Consider the following 19,344-nt stretch of genomic DNA (forward strand, 5'->3'; position numbering starts at 1 on the left):
TTATCAAGTACTGAATAATTTTTACAAACGCGGTATCTGATGCTAGTGCAATGAGTGAGGATTTTCTACTTTCCAGAGCAAGTAATGATTGTCACTATATAAAACATTTGTTTTATACTGATAATTTATTTCTATTTGCTTGCGCCAGCTATCTGAAGGATTTAGTAAAAAAATATCAGTGAACTCATCAGGAATATTAGGGATAGCTTGATGTTGTACTAATTGAAACTGTACCTTTGGTTGTAAAAGATAGCTCAGAGAAAATATATTCCCATAATTAATACCAGAATCATCACTAATCAAAAGTGGATGAGCAGCCTGATTGATAATTTTTGCAACTTGTGGATTACCATAGCTAATCACCTTACTCCACCAAGTTTCAGCTTGGGAACTCACTCCATAAGAAACTAGCCCACAAATAATCACTAATCCTATAATTGTTTGCCAAATTTTTCGGCGTACAAGACTCTCATTATATAGCTGCGTAGTCAGGAGATAAGCAACAGCTAATTGAATGCCCAAATAAGAAGGCAATAAATAACGTTCCGAAAGTGAGCGTATACCCCCAAAGATTAAATCTGGTAGCACTAAAGGTAGTGCAGGAAGCGTAATCAAGGTGACGACAAACAACCAGATTTTATAGTTAGTTGTCCGACAAATAAAATAAATAGAATATCCAATAAGTATTAAAAAAAATGGTGTAATTATATAGCTAATGGGATTTTCAAAACCAAAGTTTAAATCAAGAAAAATCCGGTTCAACTGTAAAAGCCAAGATTTAATTAAAATCTCTAGGGGAAACTGCATTTTTGTCCAGGCTGTTGAACTGTCAAATTGCAAAAAGTTATCTATTACAACCAGTATCCAAGGTGTGAAGGCGAAAAACCCTATTAAAGATGCTAATAGATAAGCTTTTACTGTCCGATTTAATCTAAATCTGGCAATGGTAATTACATAAATTCCATGAGCTAATGCTACCAATCCACTCAACAAAAATGTGTAGAGGCTGAGTGCTAAAGTGACTGCATAGATTCCCCAATTTAATATGCGTGGTACTTCGTTTTTTGATTCCAGCCGTAATGCTCGTAGCAATGAGGCACTGGATAGTAATATAGTTACCATCCAGAGAATATATTCTCGTGCTTCTTGGGCATATACTAGCTGAATAGGGGAGATTGCCATAAGTGCGATGGCTACGCCCGCCGCAGGCATCGCAACCTCCGATACCCATACCGATGCTTTAAATAATTCTCGACATAGCCAATAAATACTCGGAAAAATCAACAAGCTGATAAAGGCAGATAAACTTCTGATTGCCGTTACCGAATTACCAAAGATTCCCACCCAAAACCGAGCGATTATATAATACAGTGGTGGATGCTGTGGATCTTCTGTTTCCAAAGACATAATTGTGTCAATTAAGCCCTTTTCCATATTAGGACTTTGGAATTTGGCAAAACTTTCTTTAGTAATTATGCGGCCATTAAATATTTGCTGTCTTACTTCATTTGCCGTATAACCAGAAATCCGTAATGAAGTGAAAGTCTCATCATGCCAATAAACTTTGCCGTCAATGTTAAAAAAGCGAAAGAATATACCAACCATTAACAAAACAACAATGAGAAACCGCAACCTATTTGGAGTAAGTTTGAAACGTCGCATAACTAAATTTTACAATAACTTGTAGACAATTATGTACTATAAACTAGCAGATAATTGATTATTGAGCGACATATTATGTCGGCGCAAATTACGATTTTTAGTAAGTTTCCAGATGGAATAATAGTCATCACTATAAACGATATCTGTCTTTAGCTTATATTTTTTTTCAATTGTTTCGCGCCAAGTGTCTGAAGGATTAAGTAAAAACACATCAGTAAATCCATTAGGGATTTTAGGCGTTTTTTGATTATTCACCAACAGAAATCGCACTTTTGGTTCCAAAAGATAGCTGAGAGAAAAAACATTCCCATAATTATTTCCTAAAGCATCACTAATCAAAAGTGGGCGAGTCGCCCGATTAATTATTTGGGCAACTTGTGGATTGCCATCGTTCATACCTTTATTCCACCAAGTTTCTGCCTGGGAACTCACCTTAAAAGAAATTAGACCACAAATAATCACTAATACCATGATTGTGTGCCAAATACTCCGGCGTGACACGCTCCCATTATATAGTTGCGTAGCTAGCAGATAAGCAACAGCTAATTGGATTCCTAAATAAGCTGGTATTAAATATGGTTCGATAGATGATCGTATAACCCCAGCAATTAAATCTGGCATTATTAGGGGTAGTGCTGGTATTATAATTAATGTGATGATAAAAGACCAGACTTTATAGTTAGTTGTTCGACAAAGAAAATAAATTGCATATCCTACCAAAGTTAAAAATATTGGTATAATTAAATAGTTTAGAGAATTTTCTGAAGTAAGGTTTATATCAAAAAAAATCCGGCTTAACTGCATTATTAAAAATGTAAATACAGTCATTAAAGATGACTGTGAAGTTGTTTTATCTGCTGAAATCAAAAATTGAAAAAAGTCACCGATTACAACTGTTATCCAAGGCATGAAGGCTAAAAAACCTACCATTGATGCTATCAGATAAGTTCTGGCAGTTTCAGTAAACTGAAATTTGGTGACGATCATCACATAAATGCCGTGAGCAAGTGCTACAAATACACTCCAAAGAAATGTATAAAGACTGATGGCTAAAGTTACTGCATAAATGCTCCAGATAGCGAATAAATCTGATCTGTGTCGTTCTTTTCCTAGCTCATCTTCTACCCGCATAGCTTGTAGCAGAGACGCACTGGATAGTAAGATGGTGACTAACCAAAGAATATATTCTTGTGCTTCTTGGGCATATACTAAGTGAATGGGAGAGATAGCCATGAGTGCGATGGCTACGCCCGTCGCAGGCATCGCAACACCAGAAACCGATAATGGCACATTAAATAATTCTCGGCATAGCCAATAAACACAAGGGAAAACCAGCAAACTAACACAGGCGGATAAACTTCTAATCGCCGTCACCGAATTACCAAAGACTTCCATCCACAATCTGGCTATGATGTAATACAACGGTGGATGCTGTGGATCTTGTTTTGCCAAAGACATAATTGTGTCATTTAAGCTTTTTTCTGGATTTGCACCTTGAAACTGGGCAAAACTTTCTCCACCAATGACACGATTATTAAAAAGTTGCTGTTTTGCTTCAGTTTTTGTGTAACCAGAAATCCGTAATGAAGCATAAGTTTCATCATGCCAGTAAACTTTGCCATCAAGGTTAAAGAAGCGAAACAAGATACCCATCGCCAATAAGAAAATAATTAAAAATCGCAACCAACTCGGAGTCAATTTGAGATGGCGCATAAGTGATTTTCCCAATAAATAATTTATCTACAATAATCGAGTCAGTAAGACTAAATAAGGTGCGATCGCTAAAAATTATGTCTGAGTTTATTCATCTAAGATACTTTGAGCGATCGCACCCGATTCATAATAATGAATGAACATAAAATGTTAGTTCCTCTAGCCACCTGTAAATGACATTCTTTAGCGAACAAGACAATCTTTAAAAAATTTTGTAACGCCATTTAGCAAAGTCTTTACTATTAGATATAGTTAAAAAATCAATAGTCTTAAACTGCGAATCAATAGCTGGAACACTGCATATTTTAGCTCCAATATTCAAGTATGCCTGCAAAATTTTAGGTATTTCAAGATTATATGAATCTGGACAATTTTGAGGCAGTTCTAGAGAAGATTGTGAATTTGGATAAACCAAAATACTCGGATGCATCAAGCCATTCTGCCGAAAATAATCATAAGCGCAAGTAGCTTGCCAAGGACATTGTGTTAGTAACGATGCACATCCAAAGAAATATTGGTTTTTACTCCAGATCAGATAATTTGCCAGACCTTCCCAGAGTAATAAAAGTGCCTGACTATTGCGATATTCTCTAGCTATACATGCACGTCCAACTTCTACAGATACTCGCAGCACAGAATCAGGAATTCCATTAAGATTAAATATATCAGCAGCATCAAAGCCTAGTCTTTGAGAAGCCATTGTATAGGTTTGCATCCGATAAGTTCCAATCGTTTTACCCGTTTGTTTCGAGAACAAGATTAAATGATGGCAAACCGCATCAAACTTATCTATATCCATCTGGGTAAAGTTAGAAGTAGATAATCCTAAGCCTAGTTCCAGATTAAAAACTTCAAAACGCAACCGAAAAATTGATTCTAATTCTTCTTTAGTTGACGCCAGGCGTAGGGTATATTTTTCAGTTTGAAGGACGGGAAAATCTTCAAGAGGGGGAAGAGGATTCAGTGGGTAATTGATGTGGCGTCCAGAAACTTCCATCTATCTTCCTACTTAGATTTGCGAAAATATCCTACTAGGATTTAGGTACTATAAAAATAGCTCACATTATGCATTAATGTGTCGAAGGATAATTGAGACGGTTTTCGATAAAATATCCTTGAGAAAGCTTTTTTACTTTCTGGGATTAGAGGTAGAGTGCTTTTATTATGGGCATTAATTCCTAAAAAATCTGGCAATAAGATACAAAATTTTTCTTTGATATAGGCTATAAATGCAAGCCATACCATTTTGGATTTTAGATTTTAGATTTTGGATTGTAAACCGCTTGGTGTATCTGGATTTTCTTACTCCATCTGTTGCAATTATTTTTAAAATTGGTATCAGTTATAAAGCAATACAGTTCAGAATGAGCAACAAAACCCTCATGTAGAGACGCGATTTATCGCGTCTTGAAAGATCAATTATCTACAATCAAAATCAGGCAGAAAGCCCCCGGATGAATCCAGGGGCTTAGATAATTTTGGTGGCGTAGGCGTAGCCCGTCGTAGACATCGCCATCTGCGGTAAATGCACTCTAAAATACTTAATTAATTACGGTGATTATTGTTGTAGTGAACCCTCGTACCTGCCCACAACAACTTCTCCCGTAGCGTCTGATAGTAGGAATTGTTCTCGCGCAAAATAATAAATTTAGCCCGACACTCTGCCATCCGCACATCAACGCGGTGTCCCGGCCAAATAGAAGTCCCCAAAACCCCATCTGTCCACAGCTTGGTACTCAAGTCGTAATCACCCAAAGGCCAAATACTCACCACAGAACCAGGGGGTAAAACGAGGGGGCGACTAGAAAGGCTCATTGCACAAATAGGAGTGATGGTAATCGCCTCCATACCATCGTGCATAATTGGCCCATTAGCAGAAACAGTGTAACCAGTAGAACCTGTGGGAGTGGAAATAATCAACCCATCCCCGACGTATTGATCGACTACCTCACCGTCGATTTCCATTTCCAGAATTGAGGTAATCATTCGGTCAGCCGAGGCGGGTTTGACACAAAATTCATTCAAAGAGAGGTAACGTTCGCTCACAGGTTCCAAATTAGACCCGTGGCCCTCATACACCGCAGCTTGTAACATCATCCGTCGTTGGATAGCATAGCGATCCTCAAACAGCCGATCCCAAACTTTCTCCGTATCCTGAAACTCTTCCACCGATTCAGTTAAAAACCCCAGATGACCTCCTACATTCACTCCCAGAATTGGGATGCCAGCTGGGGCTAAATGTCTGGCACTGGTTAAAACAGTACCATCGCCACCGAGTACCAAAGCGAGATCGATTGGTTGACCCGCCGAAGCCAAAAAGACTGGATAGGGATTGTCTTTCGGCCCGCTAGGCCCCATCAACACTTGGCAATCGCGACTTTCTAGTTGTTTAGCACAGAGTTCTGCCCATTCTTTACTCCGGGCATCCCGCGCTTTATAAGCAATGATTACCTGCTTTAGTTGCACGCACAATTACCATTTCAGGAGATTAAACTGCTCCATATCGACGGTATCGCGGTTGCGATAAATGGCCAGCACGATCGCTAAACCCACCGCCGCCTCGGCCGCGGCCACGGTAATCACAAATACTGTGAAAACCTGACCCTTAATTAATGTTGAGTCGAGGAAGTTGGAAAATGCCATTAAATTCAGATTAACAGCATTGAGCAATAACTCAATTGACATCAGCACCCGCACAGCATTGCGGCTAGTAATTAAACCATAGATGCCGATGCAGAATAAAGCTGCTGCTAGTAATAAAAAGTACTGGAGTTGCATGAATCTGAGTATCCCTCCTGAAATATCTGCCTGTTTATCTACGACTGAGGTCGCAAATATTACTCTTTTGTTTCGCTGGTTGTTGATACTAGTTCTCTGGGACGTTCTTGTAAAGTCAAAACAGTTTGCCCCACATTGGATCGTGTCAGTTGATCTGGCAAATACTCGCGACGTGCCAAAATAATTGCTCCTACCATCGCTATCAGCAACAAAATGGAAGCTAATTCAAAAGGTAGTAAAAAGTCAGTGAAGAAATGTTCGCCAATCAAAACAATAGAACTTTCACCACCCGCTACAGCAGGAGTTGAGTACGCCCAAGGAGTAGCCAGCACCATCGTACTTAAAAGACCAAACAATCCCACACTGACTAAACCTGTAAGTACTTTCCGCACCCAAGAGTTAGGAAATGCGACAAAATTCTGCCGTTTGTTCACCAACATAATGGCAAACAAAATCAGCACGTTAACTGCCCCAACGTAAATTAGTATTTGTGCAGCTGCAACAAAATCAGCATTTAGCAACAGGTAAATTCCCGCTATGCTGATAAACACACCCCCCAGCAAAAAGGCAGAATAGACAATGCTAGAGAACAGCACCACACCAATGGCTGCCCCAATCATCATCACGCCTAGTATGCCAAGTGATACTAACTGTACTCCTTCTGCTAGATTCACTGTTTTTTGTCCTTAGTCAATCAATTTTGGATTTTGGATTTTCGATTGCCGATTTTAGATTTTTTTCAATCCAAAATCTAAAATCTAAAATCTAAAATTTGTATGGTCATTGGTCATTAGTCATTGGTCATTAGGAATTGGACTTTGGACAAATGACATTTATTTTTCTGTTTGTTCTACCAAGTCTTCTGGACGCGCCCCTGCACGTGGCGCATCTGCGGGCAGTCCATGTGGTTCGAGGACGCCCTTGGGTAGGTAAACTAGTTCGCGTAGTGGTGTAACCATTGGATCATCTGTTACCTTGTAGGGCAGACGACCTAGTGCTACGTTGTCATAGTTCAATTCATGGCGATCGTAAGTAGCAAGCTCATATTCTTCTGTCATCGATAGACAGTTAGTGGGGCAAAATTCCACACAATTACCGCAAAAGATACAAACTCCAAAGTCAATGCTGTAGTGGTTGAGTTTTTTCTTTTTGCTGGCTTTGTCATATTCCCAATCTACTACAGGCAGATTAATCGGACAAACGCGGACGCAAACTTCGCAGGCGATGCACTTATCAAATTCAAAGTGAATTCTACCGCGAAACCGTTCGCCAGGAATTAGTTTCTCGTAAGGGTACTGTACAGTAATTGGACGCCGCCGCATGTGATCGAAGGTGACAGAAAGCCCCTGACCAATGTAACGCGCAGCTTGTACCGTTTCTTTGGCGTAATCACCAACTTGTTTCAGGAACTTTAGCATTTTGTGTCTCTCTCTTTTCAATTTTGGATTTTGGATTTTGGATTTTAGATTTCAGACTTAATCTAAAATCTAAAATCTAAAATCTAAAATTGGCTTACCCGCCGAAGGCGAAGGGAAAGGCTAGTTTCAGGGCAGCGGTTAATAGGAGATTAACCAAGCCGACTGGTAACAGAAACTTCCATCCTAAATCTAACAGTTGGTCAATCCGTACCCGTGGCACTGTCCAGCGCAACAGAATGGCGACAAATACTAGTAAATAGGCTTTGAACACGGTCATGGTGATACCCAAGGCCGCAGTTACTATCTGGAACACGGGATTTACTTCACTGACTCCCAGCCAACCAGCGATGAGGTTGAGGGGAATCGGAAAGTCCCAACCGCCCAGGTAGAGAATTGCTACTAGTAAGGAAGAAAGGATCAAGTTAACGTAGGAACCCAGGTAGAACAGACCGAATTTCATCCCTGAGTATTCAGTTTGATAGCCGGCGACGATTTCTTCTTCCGCTTCGGGTAAGTCAAAGGGTAATCGTTCGCATTCAGCTAGGGCGGCGATCCAAAAGATCAGAAAACCGATTGGTTGTCGCCAAATGTTCCAGCCCAGGATGCCGTAGCCAGATTGCTGATTGACAATATCAACGGTGCTGAGGCTATTAGACATCATAGCGATCGCTAACACCGCCAACGCCAAAGGAATTTCATAACTAATAGATTGCGCTGCTGCCCGCAAGCCCCCTAAGAGGGAGTATTTATTATTAGATGCGTAGCCAGCCATCAATAAGCCAATAGGTTGAATGCTAGACAAGGCAATCCACAAGAATACGCCCATGCCCACATTACTAATTACGATATTCTGTCCAAAGGGCACAATCAGGAACGACAGAAACACCGGAATTACAACAATAATTGGCCCGAGGGTAAACAGCCAAGGGTCAGACTTGGCTGGTACTATATCTTCTTTAAATACCAGCTTCAGACCATCCGCTACAGGCACCAGCAACCCAAAAGGCCCCTGGTATTCTGGCCCAATTCGCTGCTGTGCGGAGGCAGAAATTTTCCGTTCTAGCCAAGTAGCAACTAATACCCCCACTGTTGCCCCAATCAGCATCAGTATCATTGGCAAGGGCATCCAAATCGCTTTGGCTGTTCCTGCTGGTATACCTAAATCCCGGAGGGATTCAATAAAAGTTCCTTGGAGGTCAATTCCTGAATTCATGTTTCCGCTCTTTAAGACATGAGTCATGGTGAGTTACAACTATTAGTTAAATTAATACCTGTAAATTCACCCATTTTTAATTTTTGCCCAGATGACGCCCGATTGAAGATTTGTTGCCAATTCCCATGCCTAGTATATCGTTGGATGGTTTGACCACCCTGAAGCGAGATGAGAACTTCTACTTATGGTTGGCATTGAGATTGGCTATTGAGGAGATGAGGGGGATGAGGGGAGTAAGAATTTTAGATTTTAGATTTTGGATTTTAGATTGAAATTTAATCCAAAAGACGCTCGCGGACTCGCTTGCCGCCGGCGCTATCGTCAATCCAAAATCCAAAATTGAATTGCCCCATGCCCTGAGGGGAGTAAGAATTTTAGATTTTAGATTTTGGATTTTAGATTAAAATTTAATCCAAAATCGTCAATCCAAAATCCAAAATTGAATTGCCCAATGCCCTATGCCCATTTACCGTTTGTCAATGGGAGTATAAGTAACTTCGTGCAGACCGTTATAAACTTGGGTAGGACGGAAAATCCGGTTTTCTTCTAGTTGTTCTTTCCAGTGGGCTAACCAACCGGCAACACGGGCGATCGCAAATATTGGTGTAAACAAGTCGGTAGGAATCCCCATCTTCCTATACACCAAACCGGAATAAAAGTCAATATTTGGATAAATCCCTTTGCTACCGAGTTTTTCCTCTACCACTAGTTCCATTTCTTGAGCAATGTCATAGAACTTGTCATGGCCAAACTTCTCAAACAATTGCTCTGCAAGATTTTGTAAAATTATGGCTCGTGGGTCTTTTACTTTATACACACGATGTCCAAAGCCCATAATCTTAGATTTACTTTGCAGACAGTCCTCTATGTAGGGACGGACATTTTCTACAGAGCCAATTTTTTCCAACATCTGAATTACTTCTTCATTGGCTCCCCCATGCAGAGGCCCACCCAAAGTTCCCACAGCACTAGCAACCACAGCGTAAGGATCAGTCAAGGTGGAAGCTGTCACTCTGGCACTGAAAGTAGAAGCATTCATTGTATGCTCTACCTGAAGTATCAAGCAGATATCAAAAATCCGCGCCATCAGAGGATCGGGTTCTCGCTCATCGAGCATGTAGAGAAAGTTGCCGGAATAGTCTAAGTCATCACGGGGACGCACGGGATCATTGCCTTTCCGCATCAGTTGGAACGCTGCTACCATCGTGGGAATAGTTGCTATTAGGCGCACCACTGAATCTCGAATGTAGACAGGATTATGTAAATCCCGGAGCGAATAAAACAAACCTAAAGCCGCAGCAGAGGCTTGTAGGGCATCCATTGGGTGGCCGCTTTCTGGAAAGCATTTCATCATGTCCCGAATGCGGTATTTTATCCGCCGATGGTAACGAACTTCATGCTCAAATGTTTCCAGTTCTTCCTTGTTTGGCAGTTTACCCCAGATTAAGAGATAAGCAGTTTCTAAGAATGTACTCTTTTCTGCTAATTCCTCAATCCTAATGCCACGATATTCTAGTATTCCCTTTTGCCCATCAACATAGCTGATACTTGATTGGGCGGCGGGAATGCCTTCTAAACCAGGCTTGTATTCGCACACCATCATGGCAACACCATTTGCTTTGTGAAATATCTGATCAAGCTAACTTACCAGAAATTTATTGTCGCCATAACAGTAGCCGTTCTAACAACAATCGAAAATGTTGAAAAACTGTTATAGCAGGTACTTGGGTGGTGTCAACCAAAACATCTGACTCCGACCCAGAGGAGAACCTGTTTCTGGTAGTTTTATCCCAATCATACCTGCTTTTTTCAAGACTAAGCTTGCTTTGGCTTCTCCCCACAGGAGAATTTCTGCCCAATTGCTCAAATTAGGTTCGTGTCCAACCAGCGCCAGTTGGGTATTGTGGGAATAATTTTTTGGTTCTAACCAGTCTTTGAGCCAACTAGAGATTTGACCATCGGGCGCGAGGTGGCTAGATTCCTCTAATTGGGAGCTTAGTTTTTCTGCTATCAGGATTTCAGCCGTTTGGCGGGCCCGCACTAAGGGACTGGTGAGAATTAAATCAAAGCTTAAACCTAATTTAACAAGTTTCTGGGCAACTTTCTCAGTTTTTTGCCTTCCTTCTTTGGTTAGGCTGCGATCTTCATCCTTGATGCCTAATCCCTGGTCTTCGGCGATGCCATGACGAATTAAATATAGTTCCATATTTTTAATTTTTTTAGCGTAGCCCGTGCTGAGTTAGGAGTTACGTCTGGTGTTCATTGATCTATCTTAATCTTAATATAGAGCGGTTGTTTTTATTTTAATAGCACCCTAAGTAGAAAGAAAAGTTAAGCTAGAGGCAACTGTTTATAAAAATAAAAATCTCTGGATCTATGTCACGGTTAACAGATGCTTTAGATAGAGTTTTGAATTGGTTTTAATGTCTATAAAATTTGAAAAATCGATTAAAAAAATGGACACTTAAAACGTAAATCCCAAAATAATTCAGATAGAAGAAATTCAGATAGAGGGAGTAGCTTAAATCCAGCAATAGCTAGACTACAAAAACCACCAAAGCCGAAAAAATGAAGTGCGATCGCACTTCATTTTTTCCATAAAACTCTCAACATAGACAAGAGAACAAGGGGAAAAATAACTCATATCCCTTGTCTACACGGTTTCTAGAAGACTATTTTCAAAGGTAGTAGTTTATGGGGACATTAAGGGAAAACGGCTCTTCAGTTCCTTTTATGGAGTCGAATAATAAATAAAATCTAATCAAAGCCTATGTTCCTTGCTATGACTGGATTTTAAATTTTTGAGCCTTTCTATAAAACGGCTATTTTAATGCCCTACCATAAAACCAACGCAAGAGCCGGGAAAACCTGCTCCTTTCGCTGATTAGATATTATACTGATCTAAGTTTTCAGCACTTAGCTTGGACATATTAATGATTGCTGAATTTTTGCACTCAACGTCCTCAATAAGTTACTTCACTTCACTGGGTTCAAACTTAGTCACCTTACCTTTCTTAATGGCAACAATCACATCGTAATGTGAACAATAAGCGAATGTGACATCATTGGCTTTGTTATAAAGGTTAACTACATGACCTGCGCCACCTACTTGGATACCGATTGGCTCCAAGTCACCAAAAAAGAAACGACGTAGTTGATCGCCACTACCAATCTGACCCTTACTTTTAGTCAGCAAGTCTAGTTTCTGCGTTACAGATAATTCTTCGGCTGCTGATGCTTGCACTAATGACGGATTGATCGCCTTTAAGGGTACGTCCCAAACTGTGAAAAAACCAACCAAAGCTATACTTGTAAGAAAGGGTGCGAGTTTCATTTGTTACTTCTCTTCTTTATTTTATCCTGAACATCCTAAGCATCTCAGGTGGCAGTGAGAGCTTATTGAAACTAAGCCACTATTTTCATGAATTTATCCCTTAAGAAAATTTAGTTAATTCTCAGCATTTTCTCAGATAATTATGGTCATTCAAATTCACAGCATAATTTAAGTGTTTTCTCAACAAAACCTCATTTTGAACTGCGTGAAGGCAACTTAAGATAATGAGCAATGCTTTTATTGCAGTGATGTGAATTCGACTCCAGCACAGCAACATGTAGAAGCTGGTATGGGATTCAAGGAGATTTGAAGGAGGCGGAAGAATTTTGGATTTTGGATTTTGGATTTTGAATCGAATATCTAAAACCGCAAATCCAAAATTGAAGGGGCACAATAAATTCTTTGTAGAGACGGCGATTTATCGCGTCTCTCTAACCGTCAAAATAAACCACCCATTCAAAATCAATGAAACGCTTACACTGTATTAATTTTGAATTTTGAATTCCGCCTTGCGGTACTAGTATGTCAAAATAAAAATACCCGATACATCAAGGTGAGCGATCGCTCCCAAAGCTAGATTAAAGGATTGACCTGAGCAATGGCAGACGAAACCAATCACAATCAAGCGGGAGAAGTAGCTCCCAACACTGCTGACAAGCAAGTTCCTACTACAGACTCACCCGAAGCCACAGACCTTCCTACTGCCAACACCCCAGATCCTAAAGCCGCAAACCCCGAAGATAATCCTAATGCTGCTAAACCAGCTGCTGTACCACCCAAGCGAGAAAAACCCGTAGCCGCAGCTAAAGCCGCAGTAGGCGAAAAACCCGCCGCCGACGCAACGGAAGAAAAACCAGCCGCCGCTAAAGCCGCCAAAAAGGAAAAAGCCCCATCTGTTGAAGATAAGCCATTTGTACAGTTCATTGAGCAAGACTACTTGCCAGCTTTACAAAAAGCGATCGCTCAAAAAGGTGTGCAAGATTTACAGGTGTCTTTCGCCAAGCAGAAAGTGCCTATCACTGGCTTTGAATCCGCCGAAGAATGCTGGCAAATTATCGGCAGTTGGTCGGAAACTGGTCGGCGTCAGTTTAATCTGTATTTCCCCGAAGAAGATATTCAAGGAAAAAAGGGATTTTCCTGTAATGAAGGCAAAAAACCTAGCACTCTTGAGTCATTCTTAATCGATGAGCGCAGAATTACCCTCGATTTGTTGGTCTTTGGCTTAGTTCAGCGCTTAGATGGTCAAAAGTGGTTAGGTATAAATTAGTCATGGGGCAAAACAGTTCCGTTAGTACTAGCGGGGCTTTGAGCCAGTCCTGAGTCAAGAAGTGAGATGTCCTACTTGCTACTCAGAACTCAGCACTTTGAGTGTTGTAAAAAAAATTGTAGGCTGGGTGGAAGCTTTGCATAACCCAAGATCCTGATATATGTTGGGTTGCGCTCCGCTCCATCCAACCTACGTCTATAGTTGAGGGAATTATTTGTCTAGTAATTTTCTAAATTAATTTACAAGATTAATTTACTATTTCTTTCCACCCTCTATTTCTATCTATCTTATATACCTAAAGCTCTTAGACTAATAGTCCAACAACTTTAGGTATATGGAACATAAAAAAGTCCCTCAGCTTAGGATAATGGGGACTAAATGTGTTGTGGTTCTAAATTGATTTACTGGGTTAGCAGTCCGATCGCCATTTCAAGGTGCATCTTAGCCTTGTGCAAGTTAAGCAAATTCTCTTGGTCGTATCTGTCAGGATAGCTCATAGCTTTGCTCTCCATCGTCAGCTTAATTAGCGCTGCTTGCTCATCAGTGGGTGAATTCATCTCATCTACCACCCCTTCAAGGAATTGAATAACGCTGAAGCCTGGTGACTTTAAGCCTCTTCCCTGCCTTAGTTGAGTGAGTGCTATCTGTGGGAATGCCATTAAAGTAACAATCCAACTAGTCTTGTACCCTCCATTCCCAGTAGGCTTTAATCCGTAACGTCTACACAAGTCTCTCAACTCAGCAGTGGTTTTGATTTCGAGTTCTGCACGTGTGAACATAAAATAGAATTATCCATTTGTAAAAGTGGTATCGGTGGTGAACCATTTCCAAGGATGACAACACCACCGATTTAAAATTTTATTTACTCGCTTCCACGTAGATCAAGCTATATTTATATTTCTCAACAATGGCTAATCCTAAAGGAACTCCAGAAAATTTAAAAAAATTTACTACTGACAGAGAGGAGCCACTGACCGAGAAAATGAATATACGTATGACTAAGACAATGAAAGAGGAAGTGCAGCAACAAGAGAACCCTCCTGAATTTTGTAGAGAAGCTATTCAAGAGAAGCTAGACAGGAATAAGGGCAAGAGTAGTACTTAATTGCTTAACTATTAATCTGAGTAAATAAAAATACCTCTAGAATTCATATCTAGAGGTATTCACTATGATAGGTTTTTATTGCTGTCGATTCAGATGGTAAAAATAGGCGATGGTTGAATCAAATATAAAATTTTCTGATTTGGTGCAGGTTTTTGTTTACGGAACACTCAAACCAGGTGAAGCTAACTATAAAAAATACTGTGCTGGCAAGGTAGTAGATGTAAAAAAAGCTTTTGTAAAAGGACAATTGTTTGCTCTCCCAATGGACTACCCAGCGATGACGTTAGGTGATAGCAAAGTTTACGGATATTTACTTTCTTTTTCCAACCCAAAGATTTTGAATGAGTTAGATGTGCTGGAAGATTACCAGCCCCATAGACAAACGCCAGAAAACCTCTACAATCGGCAAATTATCGAGGTTTATGAGCCACAGTCGCGCTCTTATAGTTGGGCTTGGGTTTATTTAATGACTCTAGAGCAAGTTGAGCAATTAAGAGGCTTACTCCAACCTGACGGCTGGTGGAGCGGCTGCGGTTTAACCCTAGAGTACAGTTATGAACTGTAAACTTTGCGATTAATTGATGTCTTGTTTGGGGTCGTGGCGTTGCGGCTGTACCTGATGAATTGAATTTTCCGGTGAGGCTACTGCTGCTTTCGGAATTTCAATTACCGGGTTATTTAGCCCCACCATCAGTGGCGAAGGGGGAACTATAGACGCTGAGGAGGTTTGTATCGGTTCTGTTTCTGGTCGTTGTGCCAGTTGCGGCACTCTCGAACCACCACCGACGAAGCCAGATACAACGCCGATCGCACAAGCAGCAACGGCAGCTCCTCCCACCATCCAGTTTAGACGGGAGCGGCGGTGCAAACGTGTCAATACTTGCTGAACTGTTACTTCTGGTGATTGTTGGGCTGTGGGCACTGGGAGCGTCCGCAAGCCTTGGCGCAGTTTTAACAGTCGGGCATACAAGCATTGAACTGAGGCATCATTTGCCAGCCATTCTTCTACTTGCTTGCGTTCGGTGGCTGTGACTTCACCATCAAGATAAGCACTCAATAACTCGAAGCGATCGCGCTTCACCATATCCATAAGACCCGTTGATTCATTGGTATGATTGGCCATTCCATCTGACAAATTTTGAGGAAGTTGCAAAGGAGAACGGTCGTAAAACTGAGAATCAGTAGTCATCTTAACATTATTACCAATTCATACACAGGTAAACTGGGCGGGAATTTGGGGAAAATTAGCCAATTTTCATCCTAAAGGCAGAAGCGATCTACGTCTTTATGGTAATTCTTAATCTATGCTTAAATTCTGCCATTGGGCAGAGGCAAGATCCTGTAAATTAGGAGTCTAGATAATTCTGCAAGTGAGCTTGCAATCTCGATCTAGCTCTGGCTATTCTTGACTTCACAGTTCCTAAAGAAACTCCAGTGATTTCGGCAATTTCTTCATAAGCCATGCCTTCGATTTCTCTCAGGACGATGGTAGTACGAAAAACTTCCGGTAAATCCGCGATCGCTTCCCGCAATTGCTCGTAAAATTCTCTAGTTGTCAGTTCTTCCTCAGGGCCGGGAGTATCGCCAGCGATTTCCCAATCCATCTCGCCATCCTCTAACGAACGGGGAGCATCCAGTGACAAAGGACTCATCACCCGCTTGCGTTTCCGTAACTCGTCGTAAAACAAGTTGGTGGCAATGCGGCTTAACCAGCCCCGAAATTTAGCAGGCTCTTGTAATCGGTTAATATTCCGATATACTCGAATCCAAACTTCTTGAGCCAAATCGGCTCTGTCAGCCCAATCTGGAGCCAGGTGGTATAGAACTCGATCAACTTGACTTTGATAGCGGCGTAGTAGTTCTGCAAAGGCAGCACGATCTGGTCGCAGTCCGGCTTGACAGCGCAAAATTAAATCGTGGTTAGGGAGTTTGTCAACTTGCACTGATGCTTCTGGATACTTTGCATCAACCGTTGACCAGGATACAGTAATCGATTGACTCATAGATCGTACTGGCTCTAAATCATCCCTTTCTATTAGACCTGCTAATGGGGTAGAAGTTCCATGCTCAGGTGACGGATTTATTACTGGAACACTGAAGCATACAATTTTGGATACATTTATAGCGATAAGCAGAGTCGCTTTTTGCTTATACTGCTCTCATTGTTGCCCTGGCAGGGGGCAGTCCTGATGAAACGAGTTTCAAAAGCCTTACATGAAAATGTTCTAGGGACTGGGATTTTTACTCAGCACTCAGCACTTTGAAGGGGGGGAAGTTGCTCTTGCGACAGATATACACTGATAGCGTACCGATAGGGAGTCAGACGCTCCTACCTTGCTACCGCTCCGCTAACGCTAATGCTGCGCTATCGAGCGTCTTGCAGGAGAACGGTGGCAGAGATTTGGAGATTAGCTCAACTTAAACCCTTGTTCCCTTTGGTTGCGGCAGTTTTTGCTAACAAAAATGTAATCGCATGCACACTTTGACACTTTTAGCAACTGGGTATATACGCTTGATAAAAATAATTAAATCTGGTTATAAGGATAAAGATAAAATTTTGTAATTATAGCTTCTTGATACTTTTAAAATTCAGGTGATAATTTCTGGAAGTTGGGTTGCTGTAGTTGCTAGGATGATGATTTAATTTTTTGATTTTGTTACCAGAATACTTACTGATTGTTCTGGTTGTAGCCCGTAGGCAGTACTAGAGTTATGTTGCTCTGGTACGCGAACTTGAAAAAAGAAATTGAGGGAAAATGTAATTGTGGCTGCTAGCAATAGTTTTTCAAACATGGTTTTTCTTTCACCTACACCATTAATGATTGATTGCTACATTTCAAAAGTTCTACCCGAAAGTCCTATTAAAGGCTTACAACCCCCAGAACTTCTGAGGAATGAGGTTGCTCACCTAGAGTTTTGCTGCTCGGACAATTCGCATAGTCTTAGTGTGCCCAGAGGTGTTGGCAGATTTATAGCAGAAATGATAAGTTTTGATAAATTTTTGATGTTCGGATGATGAACTCACCTAATTACTCGGCTGAATATGTCAGGGATAAACAATAGGCGATGGCAATGGTAAGAAACGAATCTGTAGGGCGTATGGTAATGCTGCTTTGTTTTGGTACAGCATTTTTATCCTTAGCTGTCCATTGGCGCATTACTACGGCGGAACGGCAGTCTGAAAAGTCTGCATCTACTTCGATGCGGCGAGATTCTATCCAAACCAATCTTAAGGGAAGCCGGCCAGAGGGAGTCTATAAAAATCTTTCCCAGGTTAGTTTAGGGGAAATTGCGTTGGGTGCATCTGTGCCAGATGATGAAGCTACCCAAGGCTCAACTGCCCAGAGGATGTTTACACCAAAGTCCTCTGCTATTAAGCCTCAAACTAAATCAAAAATAATTAAAAAGAATGTAGCGAAAGCAACTACTCGTAGGGGTTCTACACTCAAGTCTTCTGCTATTAAGTCTCAAACTAAGTCAAAAATAATTAAAAAGAATGTAGTTCAGGGGGTTTCTACACTCAAATCTCCTAATATTAAGCCTCAAACTCAGACCAAAATTATTAAGAATAATGTCGCTAAAGCAACTGAACTACCAACTCAGGCGCGGCTAGTGGCGCAAGTAGAAAGACAAAATCCAGTTGCGGATAGCTGGCCAAAAGGTCTATGGTCTCAGGCTTCAGCCGAACAAGTACCATCTAATCGGTTGGCAAATACTAAGACGCAAGTGGTGGTTGATTTAAGCGATCGCCGCACTTATGTATATGTAGGGGATGAGGTGATAGCCAGCTACCCCATTGCTGTTGGTAAGAAAGGTTGGGAAACACCTACAGGTTCTTTTCAGGTGATCCACATGCGGCACTATCCAATCTGGCGTCACCCAATTACGGGCAAAGTATTTCAAGCTGGTACGGATAGTCCCTTGGGAGACAGATGGATTGGTTTTTGGTCAGATGGACGGAATGAAATTGGCTTTCATGGTACGCCAGATATTGACCTGGTAGGAACTGCTGTATCCCACGGTTGTTTAAGAATGCGTAATTCTGATGTCCGATTGTTGTATGAGCAAGTAACTATAGGGACAACAGTCGTAGTACGTGATTAATAAATTAAGGTTAAGGCAAGAGATGCGATAAATCGCCGTCTCTACAATAATCAGTTCCTTGTAGAGACGGCGATTTATCGCGTCTTTGTGATCTAGAATTTTCATCACAAAACCTTAACCGAACCGTATTGTCATTAGTCCTTTGTCCTTTATCTAAAACAAATGACTAATGACTAATGACTCTTAAAATTATAATTTTTGTTCAAAGTTAGGTGCATAAGTTTGTAGTAAAGCACTAACTTGGCGTACAACCTCATTGCCAGTGTTTTTACCCAAGGCTTGCCGTTCTGGGAAGAAATTGGGTCGATCGAGATAACGGTTAATTGCCTCGCTTACTTGCTGAGAAATTAAGTCTTGGAGTTGTGCCTGAGCGGTTTGACGCTGGAAGCTAGCACCTTCTTCTGTAGTAGCATACAAAGGTGGTAGCCGATTGAGAGCGTAAGCAGCAATATCCCCGACATCTAGAGAACTTTCGCTGGTGGCTTCAATTTCTGCGACTCGTGCGATCGCTTCCGTTAGCACCAATTCTTCCATAACGTTAATAAATTGTTTGCGAGGTACCGCCACTACCTCACCAGTCAATAGCGCACCCATCAGCCGATCCAGCGCCATATACTCTTCAATTGAGAGTTCAGAGGCGTTGTCACAGATTCTACCGACTTCTGCTTCCATTGCTGGTGTCAAATAACCATCCTGGAGAGCTTGTTCTACAATTTTTTCGATGCTCATAATGCTTATCATCATTTATGT

Annotated in this window: 20 protein-coding genes; 4 read left to right on the plus strand and 16 right to left on the minus strand. The window is 41.2% G+C overall.

Annotated elements, in window-relative coordinates; all coding sequences use genetic code 11:
• Positions 1-42: 42 nt before the first annotated feature.
• From V7K76_RS09215 to V7K76_RS09265, 11 genes are all read right to left on the minus strand, one after another.
• Positions 43-1,662, minus strand: coding sequence for a glycosyltransferase family 39 protein (locus tag V7K76_RS09215; protein WP_334776364.1), 1,620 nt, complete (start codon positions 1,660-1,662; stop codon positions 43-45).
• A 36-nt stretch (positions 1,663-1,698) separates the two neighbouring features.
• Entirely contained in the window at positions 1,699-3,375 is a 1,677-nt protein-coding gene (locus tag V7K76_RS09220; protein WP_334776365.1) for a glycosyltransferase family 39 protein, read from the minus strand.
• A 202-nt stretch (positions 3,376-3,577) separates the two neighbouring features.
• Positions 3,578-4,372, minus strand: coding sequence for a GNAT family N-acetyltransferase (locus V7K76_RS09225; protein WP_334776366.1), 795 nt, complete (start codon positions 4,370-4,372; stop codon positions 3,578-3,580).
• A gap of 548 nt (positions 4,373-4,920) precedes the next feature.
• Entirely contained in the window at positions 4,921-5,841 is a 921-nt protein-coding gene (locus V7K76_RS09230; RefSeq protein ID WP_334710501.1) for an NAD(+) kinase, read from the minus strand.
• Positions 5,842-5,847: 6 nt separating this feature from the next.
• A complete protein-coding gene (gene nuoK / locus V7K76_RS09235) occupies positions 5,848-6,153 on the minus strand; it encodes an NADH-quinone oxidoreductase subunit NuoK (RefSeq protein ID WP_006199065.1) in 306 nt (101 codons plus the stop codon).
• A 59-nt stretch (positions 6,154-6,212) separates the two neighbouring features.
• Positions 6,213-6,827, minus strand: a complete 615-nt coding sequence (locus tag V7K76_RS09240; RefSeq protein WP_334776367.1) for an NADH-quinone oxidoreductase subunit J — start codon at positions 6,825-6,827, stop codon at positions 6,213-6,215.
• 159 nt (positions 6,828-6,986) lie between these two features.
• Entirely contained in the window at positions 6,987-7,571 is a 585-nt protein-coding gene (ndhI, locus tag V7K76_RS09245) for an NAD(P)H-quinone oxidoreductase subunit I (RefSeq protein WP_094349399.1), read from the minus strand.
• Between the two features lie 94 nt (positions 7,572-7,665).
• A complete protein-coding gene (gene nuoH / locus V7K76_RS09250) occupies positions 7,666-8,784 on the minus strand; it encodes an NADH-quinone oxidoreductase subunit NuoH (RefSeq protein ID WP_334776679.1) in 1,119 nt (372 codons plus the stop codon).
• Between the two features lie 466 nt (positions 8,785-9,250).
• Positions 9,251-10,387, minus strand: coding sequence for a citrate synthase (locus tag V7K76_RS09255; protein ID WP_334776368.1), 1,137 nt, complete (start codon positions 10,385-10,387; stop codon positions 9,251-9,253).
• A gap of 108 nt (positions 10,388-10,495) precedes the next feature.
• Positions 10,496-10,990, minus strand: coding sequence for a phosphohistidine phosphatase SixA (gene sixA / locus V7K76_RS09260; protein WP_334776369.1), 495 nt, complete (start codon positions 10,988-10,990; stop codon positions 10,496-10,498).
• Positions 10,991-11,755: 765 nt separating this feature from the next.
• Positions 11,756-12,118, minus strand: a complete 363-nt coding sequence (locus tag V7K76_RS09265; protein ID WP_179068632.1) for a hypothetical protein — start codon at positions 12,116-12,118, stop codon at positions 11,756-11,758.
• A 598-nt stretch (positions 12,119-12,716) separates the two neighbouring features.
• Here V7K76_RS09265 and V7K76_RS09270 point away from each other — a divergent pair.
• Entirely contained in the window at positions 12,717-13,385 is a 669-nt protein-coding gene (locus V7K76_RS09270) for a DUF2996 domain-containing protein (protein WP_334776370.1), read from the plus strand.
• 401 nt (positions 13,386-13,786) lie between these two features.
• On the opposite strand, the gene V7K76_RS09275 is transcribed toward V7K76_RS09270, so the two are convergent.
• On the minus strand, positions 13,787-14,164 hold the full coding sequence (locus V7K76_RS09275; RefSeq protein WP_334776371.1) for a hypothetical protein: 378 nt from the start codon (positions 14,162-14,164) through the stop codon (positions 13,787-13,789).
• Positions 14,165-14,292: 128 nt separating this feature from the next.
• Between V7K76_RS09275 and V7K76_RS09280 the strand changes: the two genes are divergently transcribed.
• Positions 14,293-14,490, plus strand: a complete 198-nt coding sequence (locus tag V7K76_RS09280; RefSeq protein ID WP_334776372.1) for a hypothetical protein — start codon at positions 14,293-14,295, stop codon at positions 14,488-14,490.
• A gap of 109 nt (positions 14,491-14,599) precedes the next feature.
• The gene (locus V7K76_RS09285; protein WP_334776373.1) at positions 14,600-15,055 is read left to right on the plus strand and encodes a gamma-glutamylcyclotransferase family protein; all 456 of its coding nucleotides are present in this window, start codon (positions 14,600-14,602) and stop codon (positions 15,053-15,055) included.
• Between the two features lie 9 nt (positions 15,056-15,064).
• On the opposite strand, the gene V7K76_RS09290 is transcribed toward V7K76_RS09285, so the two are convergent.
• The 3 genes from V7K76_RS09290 to V7K76_RS09300 form a co-directional block, all read right to left on the minus strand.
• Positions 15,065-15,679 (minus strand): anti-sigma factor family protein, encoded by a 615-nt coding sequence (locus V7K76_RS09290; protein ID WP_334776374.1) that lies wholly within the window; start codon positions 15,677-15,679, stop codon positions 15,065-15,067.
• A 157-nt stretch (positions 15,680-15,836) separates the two neighbouring features.
• Positions 15,837-16,493 carry a sigma-70 family RNA polymerase sigma factor gene (locus tag V7K76_RS09295; RefSeq protein WP_099101330.1) on the minus strand — a complete coding sequence of 219 codons (657 nt, stop codon included), beginning with the start codon at positions 16,491-16,493 and terminating at the stop codon, positions 15,837-15,839.
• Positions 16,494-17,130: 637 nt separating this feature from the next.
• Positions 17,131-17,283, minus strand: coding sequence for a hypothetical protein (locus V7K76_RS09300; RefSeq protein WP_334776375.1), 153 nt, complete (start codon positions 17,281-17,283; stop codon positions 17,131-17,133).
• 690 nt (positions 17,284-17,973) lie between these two features.
• Between V7K76_RS09300 and V7K76_RS09305 the strand changes: the two genes are divergently transcribed.
• A complete protein-coding gene (locus tag V7K76_RS09305; protein WP_334776680.1) occupies positions 17,974-18,594 on the plus strand; it encodes a L,D-transpeptidase in 621 nt (206 codons plus the stop codon).
• A gap of 189 nt (positions 18,595-18,783) precedes the next feature.
• Here V7K76_RS09305 and V7K76_RS09310 read toward each other — a convergent pair whose 3' ends face one another.
• Positions 18,784-19,323, minus strand: coding sequence for a late competence development ComFB family protein (locus tag V7K76_RS09310; protein ID WP_118167844.1), 540 nt, complete (start codon positions 19,321-19,323; stop codon positions 18,784-18,786).
• Positions 19,324-19,344: the final 21 nt, after the last annotated feature.

The sequence above is a fragment of the Nostoc sp. genome (assembly GCF_036917975.1).
In the GTDB taxonomy this organism is placed as follows: Bacteria; Cyanobacteriota; Cyanobacteriia; order Cyanobacteriales; family Nostocaceae; genus Nostoc.